This is a genomic window from Pseudomonas sp. JZ114 (assembly GCF_051027705.1).
Lineage (GTDB): Bacteria > Pseudomonadota > Gammaproteobacteria > Pseudomonadales > Pseudomonadaceae > Chryseomonas > Chryseomonas luteola.
The window spans coordinates 2,058,204-2,074,899 of the sequence record NZ_CP069256.1; the positions used below are offsets into that span (position 1 = coordinate 2,058,204).

General features: G+C 55.6%; 16 protein-coding genes. 2 read left to right on the forward strand and 14 right to left on the reverse strand.

Features of this window, described 5'->3' with window-relative positions:
• Positions 1–24: 24 nt before the first annotated feature.
• The 14 genes from JQR90_RS09615 to JQR90_RS09680 form a co-directional block, all read right to left on the reverse strand.
• Positions 25–1,548 (reverse strand): tripartite tricarboxylate transporter permease, encoded by a 1,524-nt coding sequence (locus JQR90_RS09615; protein ID WP_434140759.1) that lies wholly within the window; start codon positions 1,546–1,548, stop codon positions 25–27.
• Positions 1,549–1,558: 10 nt separating this feature from the next.
• On the reverse strand, positions 1,559–2,032 hold the full coding sequence (locus JQR90_RS09620) for a tripartite tricarboxylate transporter TctB family protein (protein ID WP_010798244.1): 474 nt from the start codon (positions 2,030–2,032) through the stop codon (positions 1,559–1,561).
• Between the two features lie 64 nt (positions 2,033–2,096).
• Complete coding sequence (locus JQR90_RS09625) at positions 2,097–3,068, reverse strand: tripartite tricarboxylate transporter substrate binding protein (RefSeq protein WP_010798245.1); 972 nt, start codon at positions 3,066–3,068, stop codon at positions 2,097–2,099.
• Positions 3,069–3,120: 52 nt separating this feature from the next.
• Entirely contained in the window at positions 3,121–4,476 is a 1,356-nt protein-coding gene (gene gudD / locus JQR90_RS09630) for a glucarate dehydratase (protein ID WP_010798246.1), read from the reverse strand.
• Positions 4,477–4,576: 100 nt separating this feature from the next.
• Positions 4,577–5,920 (reverse strand): MFS transporter, encoded by a 1,344-nt coding sequence (locus tag JQR90_RS09635; RefSeq protein ID WP_010798247.1) that lies wholly within the window; start codon positions 5,918–5,920, stop codon positions 4,577–4,579.
• Positions 5,921–6,050: 130 nt separating this feature from the next.
• Positions 6,051–6,962: a 5-dehydro-4-deoxyglucarate dehydratase gene (gene kdgD / locus JQR90_RS09640; RefSeq protein ID WP_010798248.1), complete on the reverse strand. Its 912-nt coding sequence runs from the start codon at positions 6,960–6,962 to the stop codon at positions 6,051–6,053.
• A gap of 121 nt (positions 6,963–7,083) precedes the next feature.
• Positions 7,084–7,812 carry a FadR/GntR family transcriptional regulator gene (locus tag JQR90_RS09645; RefSeq protein WP_010798249.1) on the reverse strand — a complete coding sequence of 243 codons (729 nt, stop codon included), beginning with the start codon at positions 7,810–7,812 and terminating at the stop codon, positions 7,084–7,086.
• A 165-nt stretch (positions 7,813–7,977) separates the two neighbouring features.
• Entirely contained in the window at positions 7,978–8,415 is a 438-nt protein-coding gene (locus JQR90_RS09650; protein ID WP_010798250.1) for a DUF2628 domain-containing protein, read from the reverse strand.
• Between the two features lie 313 nt (positions 8,416–8,728).
• The gene (locus tag JQR90_RS09655; protein ID WP_010798251.1) at positions 8,729–8,980 is read right to left on the reverse strand and encodes a hypothetical protein; all 252 of its coding nucleotides are present in this window, start codon (positions 8,978–8,980) and stop codon (positions 8,729–8,731) included.
• Entirely contained in the window at positions 8,977–9,588 is a 612-nt protein-coding gene (locus JQR90_RS09660) for a PqiC family protein (protein ID WP_010798252.1), read from the reverse strand. Before JQR90_RS09660 ends, JQR90_RS09655 begins: the two co-directional genes overlap by 4 nt.
• Positions 9,585–11,261 carry an intermembrane transport protein PqiB gene (locus tag JQR90_RS09665; RefSeq protein ID WP_010798253.1) on the reverse strand — a complete coding sequence of 559 codons (1,677 nt, stop codon included), beginning with the start codon at positions 11,259–11,261 and terminating at the stop codon, positions 9,585–9,587. Before JQR90_RS09665 ends, JQR90_RS09660 begins: the two co-directional genes overlap by 4 nt.
• Positions 11,251–11,868, reverse strand: coding sequence for a paraquat-inducible protein A (locus JQR90_RS09670; protein ID WP_010798254.1), 618 nt, complete (start codon positions 11,866–11,868; stop codon positions 11,251–11,253). Before JQR90_RS09670 ends, JQR90_RS09665 begins: the two co-directional genes overlap by 11 nt.
• Positions 11,865–12,476: a paraquat-inducible protein A gene (locus JQR90_RS09675; protein ID WP_010798255.1), complete on the reverse strand. Its 612-nt coding sequence runs from the start codon at positions 12,474–12,476 to the stop codon at positions 11,865–11,867. The genes JQR90_RS09670 and JQR90_RS09675 overlap by 4 nt, the downstream gene beginning before the upstream one ends.
• Positions 12,477–12,694: 218 nt before the next feature.
• Positions 12,695–13,648 (reverse strand): LysR family transcriptional regulator, encoded by a 954-nt coding sequence (locus JQR90_RS09680; RefSeq protein ID WP_196122091.1) that lies wholly within the window; start codon positions 13,646–13,648, stop codon positions 12,695–12,697.
• Between the two features lie 126 nt (positions 13,649–13,774).
• Here JQR90_RS09680 and JQR90_RS09685 point away from each other — a divergent pair, with 126 nt between their 5' ends.
• Together JQR90_RS09685 and JQR90_RS09690 are read left to right on the forward strand one after the other, a co-directional pair.
• Positions 13,775–15,148 (forward strand): MFS transporter, encoded by a 1,374-nt coding sequence (locus tag JQR90_RS09685; RefSeq protein WP_434140760.1) that lies wholly within the window; start codon positions 13,775–13,777, stop codon positions 15,146–15,148.
• Positions 15,145–16,671, forward strand: a complete 1,527-nt coding sequence (locus tag JQR90_RS09690; protein WP_434140761.1) for a CoA-acylating methylmalonate-semialdehyde dehydrogenase — start codon at positions 15,145–15,147, stop codon at positions 16,669–16,671. The genes JQR90_RS09685 and JQR90_RS09690 overlap by 4 nt, the downstream gene beginning before the upstream one ends.
• Positions 16,672–16,696: the final 25 nt, after the last annotated feature.

Consider the following 16,696-nt stretch of genomic DNA (forward strand, 5'->3'; position numbering starts at 1 on the left):
GCACATTCGCACCGGGCGGTAAGGTCAGGAGCGCATTAGTTCGGCGGCTCCTCCCTTCTTGGCCGGGCGCAGCGTGCCATACACATGCCAGGCGACCGAGAGCGCAGCCAAAGCCAGGAAAGTGGCGCAAATCGGATTGGTCAGGAAGCCTGTGAAGTTTCCATCCGAAAGCATCAGCCCACGCCGCAGGTTGGTTTCGGCCATCGGCCCTAGGATAAATCCGATAATAAATGGCGCAGCAGGTATACCGCCTTTCACAAAGCCATAGCCAATCAGGCCAAACAACAGAATGGTCCAGATATCGAAGATACGGCTACTCAGGCCAAACGCACCCACTACGCACAGTACAAGGATGATGGGCAGAAGGATGTGCTTAGGTACGGCAAGCAGTTTGATGAAGATACGCAGGCCATAAAATTCCAATATCAACATCGTGACGGAAGCCAGGAGCAGGGCGGCAAAAATGGTATATACCAGCGTTCCCTGACTCATGAATAGCATCGGTCCTGGCTGAATGCCATGAATCATAAAACCACCCAGCAGAATGGCTGTGACGGCATCGCCGGGAATTCCCAGAGTTAGCAGCGGAATCATCGCACCGCCGATTCCGGCATTGTTAGCGGTTTCACTGGCTACCACACCGTCGATTACACCTTTGCCAAACTTCTCGGGATGCTTCGAGCGTTTCTTGGCCACGATGTAGGACACGATGTTCGAGGTGCCAGCTCCTACGCCGGGTAGAATCCCGATGCCGATACCGATCAATGATGAGCGAATCGAGTTGGGCAATTGACCAATGAATTCCTTCATTGAGAAACCAAATCCCTTGATCTGCTTCATGCTGACCGAAGCAACGGCCGCCTTGCGTTCTGACCGCACGCTTTCAGCGACTTTAATGATCTCAGAGATGGCAAAAATGCCCACCAGCACGGTAAGAATCTCAAAACCGCTGTTGAGGTTAGGGGTATCAAAGGTAAAGCGCCGGATGGCATCCACCGGTGCAATGCCTACCGTGGCAAAGACAAAGCCTACTACGCCGGAAAACAGGCCCTTGATCATCGAGCCGGTCGAAAGCGTGGCGATCAGCGTCAGGGAAAAAATCGCAATCCCGAAATACTCATGAGGGCCAAACCGCAGGGCAACTTTGGCTAGCCAGGGAGCGATAAACATGAGTGCAGCGATACTGACAATCGTACCGATAAACGAGAATACAATCCCTGCACCGAGTGCCTTGACGCCTTCACCTTTCTCCATCATCGGCGCGCCGTCAAACGTTGTCGCAATGGACGAGGGTGTGCCAGGAATCTTCAGTAGGATGGCCGAAATCAAGCCGCCTGAAGTCGCGCCAATATACAGTGATACCAACAGCGACAAACCCGCAGCAGGTCCCATTGTGTAAGTCAGTGGCAGGCTCAGAGCGATTGCCATGACAGCGGTGAGACCCGGTACCGCTCCAAATACGATCCCAACGGCTACGCCCAAGGTAATAAGGATTAAAATCTGAAACGAGAATACGGCGGAAAAGCCTTCCTGCAAGAGTTCTAACATGGCCGTCTCCTTATAGGTCCAGGAATCCGGCCGGTAGCATCAGATCGAAGCCATGGCGGAAGATGAAATAGATAGAGGTTGAGGCGATAACGGCAATGATCAGATAGTTCACATGTTTGACACGGTGGCTGGCGGGTGTCAGTACGATGAACTGTAGATAGAGATACAGCGCGGTGATCACGAGAAAACCTACTGTATCCAGCAGGGCCGCATAAAGAACAATCAACCCCAGCGTCTTCAATACAGTTGCATAATCAGCCGGAGCACTGACGCTTTCGTTGTCCCCCTCAGGGTTGGCCGGCTTTCTGCTGGCAATCAACTGCATTACGCCTAACAGGCACATCATCATAGAGAGGGCATAAGGTACAAAGGCGGCGTCAACAAAACCTTTGCGGGGTAGGTTCATTGTCATGAACAGGTAAATCAGACCAGCGCCAAGCATAACCACGCCGATCACAAGCTCTTTTTTCTTGTGGCTTTCCATATAACGTCCTCACATGGAAACAGCAGCGCCAGGCTCGATTGACGAGCCTGGCTGGCAGGGTGGCTTACTTGTTTTGCTGCAACATATCCTTGTACTGCATGAACGTTTCGCGCGTTTCCTTCAGACGAGCAACAGCCTGTTCAGTATTGTAGTAGCTGACCGGCTGCTTGAAGCCCTGCTCAAGATCTTTCGCATAAGCAGGCAATTCAGTAATCTGCTTCATGACGTCAGCCATTTTCTTAACGATGGCTGGGTCCGTCCCTTTGGGAAAGGCGATGATGTAGGGCTTATCCATGACAAAGTCGATACCCTGAGACTTGAAGGTCTTTACATCACCCAAAAGCGGGTTCGGCTCTTCGTTAGGCTGCGCCAGGATATGCATATCGCCGGTTTTGACATAGTCCTGTACGGCGCCATAGCTCACTGCAGACATATCGATACGGCCGCCAAGCAGGGAAGTGACTTTCTCAGCTGCCGAACCAGTATCAACCATCTTAAGTTGTACCCCGGCAAGCTTCTGGAAGATAAGTCCCTGCAAGTGCGAGAAGCCGCCCAGCTCTGTTCCATAGATAACGCTATTAGGTTTTGCCTTGGCTTTTTCGATTAGTGCGTCCAGCGAGTCGACGCCGGATGGCTTACCCGATACAAATACGGCTCCTTTGTCTACCGCAGCGATGCTGGATATGTCGAAGGCGTCATAGCTGTAATCCACTAGGCCGGAAACCTCGTTGACAATCAGTTGGCCGACGTGAGCAAACAGGATCGTATTGCCGTTGGGCTCGGCATTCTTGACCTGGGAGGTAGCTACAGAGCCGCCACCTCCGCCCATGTTGGTAATGACCATCGATTTACCCGTGATCTGGGTAAAGTACTTAGCCATAGTGCGGGCGTTGAAATCCGTATCACCGCCCGCACTGGCAGGCACAATGACCTGTACCGGACGAGTAGGCCACTTGGTTTCCTCCGCAGCAAAAGCACTGCTTGCAGTGAGTGAAACGAATGCAGTCAGAAGGGAGGCGCATAAAGCTTTTTTCATTGTTTTACTCCAAGGTACGGCTATGCTGCGTGTATTGATGGAACGAACAAATTCAGCGGACCATGCAAGGACGCTTGTTATTGAATGTCCAGTTCGGCACGAGGAACTGCATGGCGACAGCATCATCCCGTGCGCCCAGTCCCATGCCTTTGTACAGCTCGTGGGCCTTGGCAACCTGATCCATGTCGATCTCGACGCCCAGTCCCGGCTTTTGCGGAACAGCGACCAGACCGCCCTTGATCTGGAAAGGCTCCTTGGTCAGGCGCTGACCGTCCTGCCAGATCCAGTGTGTATCGATGGCTGTGATTTTTCCTGGCGCGGCCGCAGCGACGTGGGTGAACATGGCCAGGGAAATATCAAAGTGATTGTTGGAGTGCGAACCCCAGGTCAGGCCCCAGTCATTGCACATTTGCGCAACACGAACTGAACCTTGCATCGTCCAGAAATGCGGGTCGGCCAGCGGGATATCCACGGACTGCAGCTGGATAGCATGACCCATCTGACGCCAGTCGGTCGCAATCATGTTGGTAGCAGTCGGAAGGCCTGTGGCGCGACGGAACTCAGCCATCACCTCACGGCCGGAGTAGCCATCCTCTGCTCCACAGGGATCTTCGGCATAGGCCAGTACGTCATGCTTGTCACGGCAAAGAGCGATCGCCTCCTTGAGTGACCAGGCACCGTTCGGGTCCAGCGTGATCCGCGCTTCGGGGAAACGTTCAGCCAGAGCCGTCACCGCTTCCATTTCTTCTTCGCCGCGCAGCACGCCGCCCTTGAGTTTGAAGTCGTTGAAGCCGTAGCGGGCATGGGCTGCTTCGGCCAGGCGCACCACAGCTTCCGGGGTCAGGGCTTCCTCATGGCGCACACGGAACCAGTCATTATCGGCCTCTGGCTCGCTGCGGTAGGGAAGATTGGTCTTGTTGCGGTCGCCTACGTAGAACAAATAACCCAGCATTTCTACAGCGTCGCGCTGCTGACCTTCGCCCAGCAGGGCGGCAACCGGAACGCCCAGGTGCTGACCGAGCAGGTCCAATAGGGCGGCTTCTACAGCTGTTACGGCATGAATGGTGATGCGCAGGTCAAATGTCTGTAGGCCTCGACCGGCAGCATCACGATCCGCGAACGTACGGCGCATCTGATTAAGGATGTTGTTATAGGTACCAACGGTCTGCCCAACAATGAGTGCACGAGCATCTTCAAGGGTCTGCCGGATCTTTTCGCCGCCGGGTACCTCACCCACGCCAACATGACCTGCATTGTCTTTCAGGATAACGATATTGCGAGTAAAGAACGGACCATGCGCGCCGCTGAGGTTGAGCAGCATGCCATCGTGTCCTGCAACCGGAACGACCTGCATGTCGGTGATGACGGGCGCTTGTGTGAGAGCCTCATGAGTGACCTGTACGTTCATACCTATTCCTCTTCACGCTTTATTCTTGTGGCAGGCAGTGGAGTACTGCCGGTACGCTTGTTTAGGTAACGCCCAGCGGTAAAGCCGGGCGTAGTGGGAGTTAAACGGGCTTGAGTTCCAGGCCTGTGCTGCCAGCGTCTGGTTTCTGTCCTTTGGGCTTGGTCCGGGCAAAGAACACCACGATGGCCGCCAGGATGGACGTAGCCGCCAAGCCATAAAGGCCGCCCTGGATTGAACCGGTCCGCTCTTCAAGGATGCCGAAGACAGTCGGTGCAACGAAGCCACCCAGGTTGCCCAGCGAGTTGATGAGGGCCAATACGGCTGCTGCGATGCGAGCATCCAGGTACGCCTGGGGAATCGGCCAGAAGCATGAGGATGCGGACTTGAAGCCGATGGCGGCAAAGCAGATGGCAACGTAGGCAAAGATGGGGCCGCCTGTGGTCGACATGAACATGCCTGCCGCCGCTACCAGGAGGGCAACGGCAACCCAGGCCTGCTGGAATTTCCAGCGTGCCGAAAGCGAGGCGAAGGCATACATGGCCACAATGGAGATCAGCCAGGGTACGGAGTTGAACAACCCGACCTCAAAGTCGCTGATGTTGCCCATTTTCTTGATGATGCTGGGCAACCAGAACGTGGCGGCATAGATGGTCAGCTGGATGGCAAAGTAAATCACGCAGAACAGCATGATCTGGGAGTCTTTGAGCAGTTGCATCAGAGTCGGTTTAACCGTCTGTGCCTGTTCCCGCTGACGTTGCTCATCCTCAATGGTTGATACCAGAGCATCCTGCTCTTCGCGCTTTAGCCATTTGGCATCATGGGGCAGTGAGTCCAGCCAAAACCAGACAAAGCCGCACAGCGCAACGGAGAAAAGCCCCTCGATCAAAAACATCCATTGCCAACCGTGCAGGCCCAGCCCCTCGATTTGCAGCAGGGCGCCTGTTACCGGGCCGGAAATGATCGAGGCGATAGCCGATCCGGAAAGGAATAGCGCAATGGCCTTGCCGCGCTCGGCACCGGGTAGCCAGCGAGTAAAGTAGTAGATGACACCCGGAAAGAAGCCCGCTTCGGCCACACCGAGCAGAAAGCGCAGGATATAAAAGTGCGTTTCGTTCTGGATAAAGGCCATCATGGCAGCCACGATGCCCCAGGTGGCCATGATGCGTGTCAGCCAGGCGCGTGCGCCAACCCGTTGCAGCAGGATGTTGGAGGGGACCTCAAACAGCGCATAGCCGACAAAGAACAGACCAGCGCCCAGACCATAGGCGGCTACACCAATGCCCAGGTCAGTTTGAAGATGGTTTTTGACAAACCCGATGTTCACGCGATCAATGTAATTGACGATGAACATGATGATGAACAGTGGTAGGACGTGTCGCTTTACCTTGGCGACTGCGCTCGCCAGAACGTCGGCTGATACAGCCGATTGAGCGGTATGGCTCATGAATGCTCTCCCACTTTTATTGTTGTGGCGGGTACTGCATTGTCAAAAAGGGCGGGGCGGACCGCCCTTGGCTGTAAAACAGGCTCGGTTGCAATACGCTGCGTAGGGGGCACGCAACCGGCCCAAATGCTTACTGCGGACCGAGTTTGTCCATCAGCGCAGCCAGACGCTCGTACTCGTCAGGCTTGAGGTCGGTCAACGGTGCGCGTACCGGACCGGCATCGTAACCTGCGATCTTCGCACCCGCCTTGACGATGCTTACCGCATAGCCTGCGCAGCGGTTACGGATGTCCAGGTACGGCAGGAAGAAGTCATCGATCAGCTTGCCCACGGTCTCGTGGTCATCCGCAGCAATGGCCTTGTAGAAGTCCATGGCCGTCTTGGGAACAAAGTTGAACACCGCCGAGGAGTACACTGGTACACCCAGCGCCTTGTAGGCCGCGGCATAGACTTCAGCGGTCGGCAGACCGCCCAGGTAGGTGAAGCGATCACCCAGGCGACGGCGGATGGAGACCATCAGCTCGATGTCACCCATGCCATCCTTGAAGCCGATCAGGTTGGGGCAGCGCTCGGCCAGCATTTCCAGCTGGTCAGGCTTCAAACGGCAGACGTTACGGTTGTACACCACCACGCCAAACTTGACGGACTTGCACACCGCCTCGACATGCGCGGCCACGCCTTCAGGGCTGGCTTCGGTCAGGTAGTGCGGCAGCAGCAGGATGCCCTGGGCGCCCAGGCGCTCGGCTTCCTGAGCCTGCTGGATCGCCACGCGGGTTGGGCCACCGGCACCGGCCAGAATCGGGACCATGCCCTTGCAGGTGTCCACGGCCGTTTTGATGATGTCGGAGTATTCCTTCTGGTCCAGCGAGAAGAACTCACCGGTGCCGCCGGCCGCAAACAGGGCGCTAGCGCCGTAGGGCCCCAGCCATTCCAGGCGCTTGATGTAGGTATCGCGGCGGAAATCGCCCTGCGCATCGAAATCGGTTACCGGAAAGGACAGCAATCCGGATGAAAGGGTGTGCTTGAGTTCTTGCGGATTCATGTATTGCACCCTGCTGAGAGCCATGAGGTTTGTTGTTGTGGATTTAGCCTAACCTCTCATCAGTCGTCATACAAGTGGGTATGATGCTCTTTTGCTTATTTTTTGATTGCAGCTGGCCCTTCTAAAGTGACTGCATCACTTTTACCAATCGTTCTCGGCTGTTACTAAGGTGCAGACGCATAGCTGCCGCAGCACCAATGGCATCCTGCCGGGCAATGGCGTTATAGATGTCTTCATGTTCGGCATCGCGCCGCTCAAGATAGGCTTGGGACAGCGAACTTTCATTAAAGGCTTTGTTCAGGCGCATACGTGGAATGAGTTCTCGGCTAAGGCAGCTCATGATCTCTGTAAAGTAGCGATTACCGGTTGCCTGGGCGATCAAAAGGTGCATTTCCATGTCGAGATCCTCTGAGGGAGAGGACGCTCTTGCCCGTGCCTGCATACGGTCGAGCAGAGCTCTAAACTGCGTCAGATGGGCCTCTGAGCGTCTTTGTGCTGCCAGGGCTGCCGCTTCGGACTCAAGGCTGATTCGGACTTCAACGACTGAAAGAACATCCTGCAGTGTCTCTACACTGGAGGGATCAATCATGCCTGATAGCCGAATAATGGGCTCGCAGACAAATGTGCCGATACCTTGCCGGGTGACTACCTTGCCGTTTGCCTGAAGGTGGGAAAGCGCTTCACGAACAACCGAGCGACTCACGCCATGAGCCTTCATGATTTGCGCTTCGGAAGGCAGTTTTGCGCCAGGGCTAAGCTGGCCATCGCGTATCTGGCTATCGAGAATATTGGCCAGCTCCTGCGAAAGATTATGCGAGCGTTTGGCGAGAAAAACAGGCTCGGAATGCATCTGGAACACCTTCTTATTTAGATTAGTTATCCGGTCTACCTATAAGATGTCTGACAAGTTTAGCGCTGTAAAGAGGTTTTGCAGTAGAGGTACGTTGGCTATTTTGATAAATAACCAACGTCGTTGTAAAAACCGAAGTCTTCCAAGCGGAGAGAGCTAGCCCGCCTAAATCCATCCGAAAGCCGAGAAACCTTCCCACGGATTCCAGCTCTGCGTATTTTTCATTTCTTTAAGGTAATAGGCGTAATTGGCAATCATTGAGTTAGCAATCGCAAAGCCTATGCTAATGCCAAAGTCAAGCGCTTGGGGTACATCAATCCCCGTCAGCTCCTGAAATAAAAGTTCAAGTAAGCCGGTAGAGAAGGCAATGCCTAACATGGCTAAACCTTTTTTCTTTAAACCTAAAGCAAAAATCAAATAGAAAGGTCCGAGAAAAAAGGCTGGCCAGCATCTAATGATCAGGAGCTTCTTTCGAAAAGGAAGCTCCTTGAATGCCTTTTTGCATGTAGCGGTTTTAGGTGCACCATAGGTTTCGTAAAAGGCGAAACGCTCTTGCCATTTTGGCGGATATGATGCTTCTCTGGAGGGTTCCGTGGTGTCCATATTGTTACTCCTTGGCATGTAGCCTGTATTTTTTACAAAGGGGGTAGCCGTGAGGTTCACCCGCACGTGTGCGGCTTGACATAAGCCCGTGCATGGCGAAGGAGGGCGAACATACCGAGGCGATGGGAGGTTCGGTTTCTATCCCGTCTCAAAACGCTTATTTGAACGTATTGAAAGGAGGCCTGGTTCAAACAGCAGGGGCTACACAGGCAGAAAGCCTGCTGCCTGTGAGAAGGGATCATCAGCCGTAAGGTCTGAGTAAACAGGCAGTAGGTACAAGAGGGCGTTTTAGCCCCTTATATAGAGGCGTGGCTTACATGCCGCAGCTGGTTAACGTTCCGGTTTGGTAGTTCACTTCACTGCCAAGACTAAAGAGTACATCGCTCGAAAAGGACGTACTCTCTACAAAATAGGCGCTATGCTCTCGCAGGCGCTTGGCCAAGCCGCTTGCTTGCTCGACAGGCAGGAATAAAAGGACAAATGCTGTGCCGAAAGCAAAACAGACTTCAAAGACACTGGTTTGTGAGCAGGCGTGGCGGATACGCAGGTACCAATCGATTATCATGGGCATTCTGTAGTCGGCAGTTCGTTCCAACGCTGCGCGGTTTGCGCAATGGTTTTGGCTAGAGTAGCAATAGCCTTCTGATGGGCTATGACGAGGCTTTCAAGCTCCATGCCGGCAGGCTCGCGAATGATACTGCTGCAGGTCAACGTTCGGCGTGGGCTACCTTCGCTTCTCAGGTTAAGGCTCCAGACTACATCAATCAAGGCATACCGCTCGGGCAGCATGTCGAAGCGGCGTACATCAGTGCGTAGCGTCAACACCGGCTTGCCGGAGGTTTTGGGAAGTCCTGCCAGATCCCGGACGCCGAGCTGTTGCTCAAGCTGACCTGCCAGTGCGTCATGAAATTCATCGCCAAGCGGCGCGCTCCAGCGTTCGGACTCCAGAATGGCGAGGCTACCATTGCTTTGCCTCACCACCAGTTGAGGCTGGTCAACCTGCACAGGCATGCGCACAGGCGCAAGCTCGAACTGAAACGCTGCGGAGGCGGTGTGAGAAGCCGCCTGGCCAGACAGGGGAGGCAGTAGTGTGTAGTAATGCGTAGGGGCTGAGCTGCACGCGGCAAGCCCCAGCGTGGCCGCTATTGCAGCCAGCGATAAGCGAAGGGTCATGGCTGGGACTCCATTTCAATGTCTCGAGAGGATGACTTCCCTTTATAGGAGCCGGGCGCCGCTTCCTCGGTACGGCCACGAATCAGCGACTCGGGATGGCGGCTCAGATAATCGGTCAGTACACGCACGGAGCGAGCGGTTCGCTGGACCTCGTCCATGGCTTGGTTGACCTGCTGACGTGCCGGCGAATCTTCATCCAACGTTTCGTTGGCAGTCTTGAGCGTGTTTTGCAGCTCCTCGAGCGTACCTCGCATTTGCGGCAACACATCGCCATTGACCTGTTTCATCGTTTTCTGCAACTCGTTCAGGCTGCCGTTCAGGTTGTTGGCAATCGAGTCGATAGGTAGCTTGCTGATCTTGTCGACCATAGCCTGCAGCTGCTCCTGTAGCTTATCGAACCCGCCTGGAACCGTCGGAATCTCAAGAGGACGACTGTTGGGGTTGAAGCTGACCTTGGCCGCCTTGGGTTCGAAATCCAGCGCAATATAAAGCTGTCCTGTCAGAAGGTTGCCCGTGCGGGCCTGGGCTCGCAGACCTTGCTCGACCAGACGCTTGATCAGTTGAGCGGATTGCTCTTCGCTTTCACCGCCGATCTGCTTGACCAGCTTGTCATGGGCACTGCCCAGACGCTGCGGATAGACCACTGCACCTACCGTAGTCGGGAACCGCTGCGTTTTGGGGTCATAATCAAGATCCACTGAGACAACCCGGCCGATATTCACCCCCAGGAACTCCACGGGAGCATTCACCGCAAGTCCGCGTAAGGACTGATTGAACCGCAGGCGAATAAACCGAGGTTCGCCGGAGGGAGGCGCCAGTGCCGTCTGCTGGTCGTTATAGAGCGTGAACTCGTAGTGCTCTGGAGCTGGTTTGGCGTCCGGGCTGTAATTAGGCTCCCGGAAGGCAATGCCGCCCGCCAGAATGGAGGGGATCGTCTGGGTGTTGACCTTCAGGCCGCTGGCATCAACCGAGACGTCAATGCCGCTGGCATTCCAGAAGCGGGTATCGTCGGTCACAAACGCATCGTTGGGCGAATTGACGAACACCTGAACATCTACCCCTTTGCCATCTTCCGTCAGGTTATACGAGATGACCTGGCCTACCTGAATGCGGCGATAGTAGACCGGCGAGCCAATATCCAATGAGCCAAGATCGTCGGTATGAAGGGTAAAGCGCTTGCCCCTTTGCCCGTAGGTGACAGGAGGAGGGTTTTCCAGTCCGACGAAATCTTTTTTGGTCACGTCGGAACGGCCAGCGTCCGCACCGATGAAGGGGCCGGAGAGCAGTGTGTCTACACCGGAAACCCCGTTGGCGCCGATACGCGGACGGACCACCCAATACTGGGTATCCTCGCGGGTAAAGGGTTCGGCTGACTTATCCAGGTCAATCGTGGCGGTAACGTGGGTGCGGTCTTCGCTGAGGGCGATCCGGGTAACCGTACCGATTACCACGTTCTTGTACTTTACCTGGGTCTTGTTTGCTTCAAGCCCCTCAGCCGTCTGAAAACTGACGTTGACCTGAGGACCTGCCCGCAACCAGCTGTTGACGACCATGGATAGCCCTACCAGAGCCGCCACGATCGGGACCAGCCAGACCAGAGAAATACTGAAGCGCCGCTTTCTGATCTGAGGCGTGCCAGGGGTTGGAAAAGCAGTGTTCGGGTTATTCGACATCATTTACCTCAGCGTCCCAGATCAGGCGCGGATCAAAGCTCATGGCAGACAGCATGGTCAACACAACAACCAGGCCAAAGAACAGGATACCCAGACGGGGCTCGATCGTGCTCAAGGCTCGGAATTGAACTAGCGCAGCCACCAAGGCCACGACCAATACATCGAGCATCGACCAATAGCCGATCAGCTCTACGAAGCGATAAAGCTTGGCCCGTTCGCGCATGGCCCAGCGGCTGCGCCTTTGACAGGTAATCAGCAAAGTACCCAGGACGCAAAATTTCATGCAAGGCACGGCAACGCTGGCAATGAAAATCAGGATAGCGATGTCCCATGAGCCGTGCTGCCAGAACTCGATGACACCGCTCATGATCGTATTTTCACTGCCCCCGCTGAACATGCTGGTATACATCACCGGCAGGACATTGGCCGGCACATAAAAGATGATCGAAGCAAGCAGAAAGGCCCAGGTACGGGCGATGCTGTTGGGTTTGCGCGTATGAACCGGGGAATAGCAGCGCGGGCATTCATGCGCTCCCTCAGGGCAGACAAATCCACAGGTATGGCACAGGCAAACCTTGAGTTCGCGCGCGTAGGGCGGTTTATTCATATAACCGGCACCTCCAGATCATCCCAGAGGTAGCGGATGTCACGACCGGCAATGAGAATAATCAGCACCGTCAGCATGGCCATAGCCCATAAGCCGACGCCAGGCGAAACGTTGAGCATACCGGCCAGTTTGATAATGGCTACGAGAATGCCAAGCAGGCAGACCTCCAGCATGCTCCAGGGTCGTAAATGCTCAAGCGCCCGCATACAGGCCCTGAAACCAGGGGCCATTTCGCCCACATAAGCGTAACCCAGCACCCAGCCCAGCAGCAGAATCTGAAACAGCGGCGCGAAGATAATCGCCAGGCCTGCCACCAGCGCAATCAACGTAATACGACCTTGAGCCAATGCCTCGACAGATTCCCAGAGCGTGGCCTCGTTGCTCAGCCCTTGCAAGCTGATGTGCATGATGGGGAAGACGTTGGCCAATATGAACAGGATGCCAGCTGCCAGCGTAAGGGCGAACAACTGTTCGACATTGAGCCGTCTGCTGCGCTCGATCACGGCATCGCAACGCACGCAGCGGGCAGCTTCGCCCCGCGCGAGTGGGCGCCGATGGTAGACCGAATCGCAGTGCTCGCAGATGATCCAGTCAGGGTGTTGAGGCATGGCTGATGGTGTGCATTGGATAGGTTTCGGTGAAGTGTGGAAACGCCGACCCGTCGACCAGCACCTGATCGTTAGGATACTGCGTTAGGCCGTTTCGCTGTATGGGTGTTCGAAACGGTGCGTTGTCGATTTTGTAACAAGGACACATAGAGCACCGTACTTGTTTCATATGACCGGTAAAAACCTGTGGGTGGTAGAAGCGTTAGATACGCTGTAGGTCACGAAGGATCGATGAATCTCATTTCACTGGAGGCGCCGCTTAACAGTGGTTCGTTCAGTTCGGCGCAGGCTTTGAGGTAGTCCCAAAGTAGCGTAACGCGCTTCAATGCCCGCAAATCCTCCTGACAATACATCCAGAAATGCCGTGTTATTTGGATTTCCTCCGCAAGCAGCGGTTGCAAACGGAGATCCGGGCCGGCCAGAAAGCAGGGCAAGATCGCCAGCGAGCGTCCCTGAAGCGCCGCCGTATATTGAGCGATTACACTGGTGCTGCGTAACACCGATCGAGCGCTTGGAACAGCGTGTTCCAAATACAACAGCTCCGGGCTAAAAGCGAGATCATCTACATAGGTGATAAAGGTATGCTCAGCCAGATCGCTCCGATCATGAATGGGGCCGTGCCGCTCTAGATAGCCCGGAGTCGCATAGAGCTTGAGCTGGTAATCACACAGTTTCGTGCAGACGTAAGGCCCTCGTTCAGGCCGCTCCAGGGTAATGGCAATGTCTGCCTCACGTTTGGACAGGCTGATGAAATGCGGAACCGGCAAGACATCGACCGTCAGGCTTGGATAGGTTTGCTGAAAATGGCTGACTTGCGGCGCGATGAAGAAGCTGCCGAACCCTTCTGTGGAGCCAATTCGGACATGTCCCGACAGGGACAGCCCTGCACCGGCGACCTCTTCACAGGCCGATTGCAGCGTGCTCTCGATAGCCTCTGCATAGCCCAGGAGCCGCTGGCCCTCGGTGGTCATTGCAAAGCCGCTGCTGCGTGATTTTTCAAACAGTAAGGCGCCTAGCGTCTGCTCCAGAATACGGATACGGCGTGACACCGTCGTGTAGTCCACCGCCAGCCTACGGGCCGCGCCGGTAGCCGTTCGTGTCCGGGCTACCTCCAGGAAAAACTTGAGATCGTCCCAGTCAAGTGCGGCAGGGGACATGAGATTTTTTTGCATATCGGTCCGGCTTTTTTGTGCGTTCTTATCGGAAGTTTGCACATCTATACTCCGAAACAGCCGCAAGCGCCAGAACGCGATTCCGGCTGATGACACCTCGCACAACAACAATAAGCGGAGGCGTTTATGACTACAGGCACGCTATCACCCAGAGCGACCTCATCTGGTCGCAAGCACTATCGGATCGCCGGGTTGGCCAGCATGGCCGGAACCACCATTGAGTGGTATGACTTTTTCCTCTACGGCACTGCTGCGGCATTGGTCTTCAATAAGCTGTTCTTTCCTGCCCTCGATCCCATGAGTGGCGTACTGGCTGCCTTTGCCACCTACGCTGTGGGGTTTCTTGGTCGTCCCATGGGCGGCATCGTGTTTGGTCATTTCGGTGACCGGATTGGGCGAAAATCCATGTTATTGTTGACGCTCATGTTGATGGGCGTTCCTACCATCGCCATCGGCCTGATTCCCACCTATGACCAGATCGGCTACTGGGCAGCCTTGCTGTTGGTAGTCATGCGCTTTCTGCAAGGCATGGCCGTAGGGGGCGAGTGGGGCGGCGCCGTGCTGATGGCGGTCGAGCATGCGCCGGAGGGCAAAAAAGGCTTTTATGGCAGCCTGCCGCAGACTGGTGTTGGAGCAGGCTTGGTACTGGCCTCGCTGGCCATGGGTGCGGTGGCTACTTTACCAGAGGAAGATATGCTGGCCTGGGGGTGGCGGCTGCCATTCCTGGCCAGTGTGGTACTGCTGGGTATTGGCTGGCTGATCCGGGTAAAGGTGGCGGAGTCGCCTGACTTCGAACGGCTCAAGCAGGAGGGGCGCAAGGTCAAGGTCCCCTTGTTTACAGTGCTCAAGGAGCACCCTCGGGAAACTCTGGCCATCATCGGCGCCCGCACGGCTGAAAACGCCTGGTTCTATATGGCGGTCACCTTTGCGCTGGCCTATGCCGCCAATCAGCTCCAGATTCCCCGCGCCAGTGTACTGAATGCTATTACCGCCGGTGCCGCACTGTCCCTGGTCACCATGCCGTTCTGTGGTTATCTCTCTGATCGGGTAGGGCAGCGGCGTCTCTATTTCACCGGGCTGCTCCTGTTGTGCGCCTTTGTTTATCCCTTCTTTGCCATGCTGGGAACACGTGAACCCCTGCTTGTTTGGTGGGCCATGGTGCTGGCCGTGGGCGTAGTGTTTCCCATCCTGTATGCGCCTGAGTCACTGTTGTTTGCCCGTCAGTATCCGGCGCAGATTCGCTATAGCGGAATTTCGCTTTCCGTGCAGTTTGCTGGCGTGCTGGGCGGCGGCTTTGCACCCATGATCGCCACTACGCTGCTGTCGCTGGGAGAAGGCAATCCGCGATACGTCATCGTCTATCTGCTGGTCATGGGTGCGATCGCATTGCTTTGTACGGCCCTGATGAAGCCGGATCCTCAGGTCGGCCGCTCCGCTATTTCCACTACCGCTTCCCGCCCCGTTGGCATGGTCAATTCCACCTCAGGAGAATCCCTATGAACGCCCCCTTGAATGATGCCAAGGCTGATATCAGCCAAGTCAAACTGCTGATCAACGGTGAGTGGGTGGACTCCAAAACGCACGAGTGGCGCGATATTGTCAACCCGGCAACTCAGCAGGTGCTGGCTCGTGTTCCCTTTGCCACGACCGATGAGGTCAATGCGGCTATCGCTGCTGCCCAGCAGGCGTTCACCCGCTGGAAGCGTACGCCTATCGGTGCGCGTATGCGCATCATGCTCAAGTATCAGGCATTGATCCGTGAGCATATGAAGCCCATTGCCCAAACGTTGAGTGCCGAACAGGGCAAGACCGTGGCCGATGCCGAGGGTGACATCTTCCGGGGTCTGGAGGTCGTCGAGCACGCCTGCTCGGTGGGTAGTCTGCAGATGGGCGAGTTTGCCGAAAACGTGGCGGGCGAGGTGGATACTTATACGCTACGCCAGCCCATTGGCGTCTGCGCAGGCATTACACCCTTCAATTTCCCGGCCATGATCCCGCTGTGGATGTTCCCTATGGCTATCGTCTGCGGCAATACGTTCGTGCTCAAGCCCTCCGAGCAGGACCCGCTTTCCACGATGCAGCTGGTCGAGTTGGCGCTTGAGGCCGGCATTCCACCCGGTGTCCTCAATGTGGTACACGGCGGAAAGGACGTAGTCGATGCGCTGTGTACTCATCCCGATATAAAGGCTGTCTCCTTTGTCGGGTCTACAGCCGTTGGTACCCATGTTTACAACCTGGCGGGTCAGCACGGCAAGCGCGTGCAGGCGATGATGGGCGCCAAGAATCACGCGGTGGTGTTACCCGATGCCAACAAGGAGCAGACACTTAATGCATTGGTAGGTGCGGCTTTTGGTGCTGCCGGCCAACGCTGCATGGCCACTTCGGTGGCTGTTCTGGTAGGTAAGGCGTGCGAATGGCTGCCGGAGCTCAAGGCCAAGGCTGAACAACTTAAGGTCAATGCTGGGTCCGAACCGGGGACGGATGTTGGTCCGCTGATCTCCAAACAGGCCAGGGAGCGTGTGCTCGGTCTGATCGAAAGCGGGGTGGCGGAAGGTGCTTCATTGCTGCTTGACGGGCGCAATGTTCAGGTGCCCGGATACGAGCAGGGTAATTTCGTAGGGCCTACGCTGTTTTCCGGCGTTACGACAGACATGCGTATCTACACGGAAGAAATCTTTGGCCCGGTCCTGCTGACTCTCGAAGTTGATACGCTGGATGACGCGATTGCTCTGGTAAATCGCAACCCCTTTGGTAACGGAACCGGACTCTTCACCCAGAGCGGTGCAGCGGCTCGCAAATTCCAAAGTGAAATCGATGTTGGTCAGGTAGGAATCAATATTCCGATTCCGGTACCGGTTCCCTTCTTCAGCTTTACCGGTTCTCGTGGCTCCAAATTGGGTGATCTGGGGCCCTACGGTAAGCAGGTTGTTCAGTTCTATACCCAGACCAAAACCGTCACGGCCCGCTGGTTCGACGATGACAGTGTCAGCGATGGGGTGAATACCACGATTACCTTGCGTTGATTGGAGCGGTCTTCAACGTTACAGA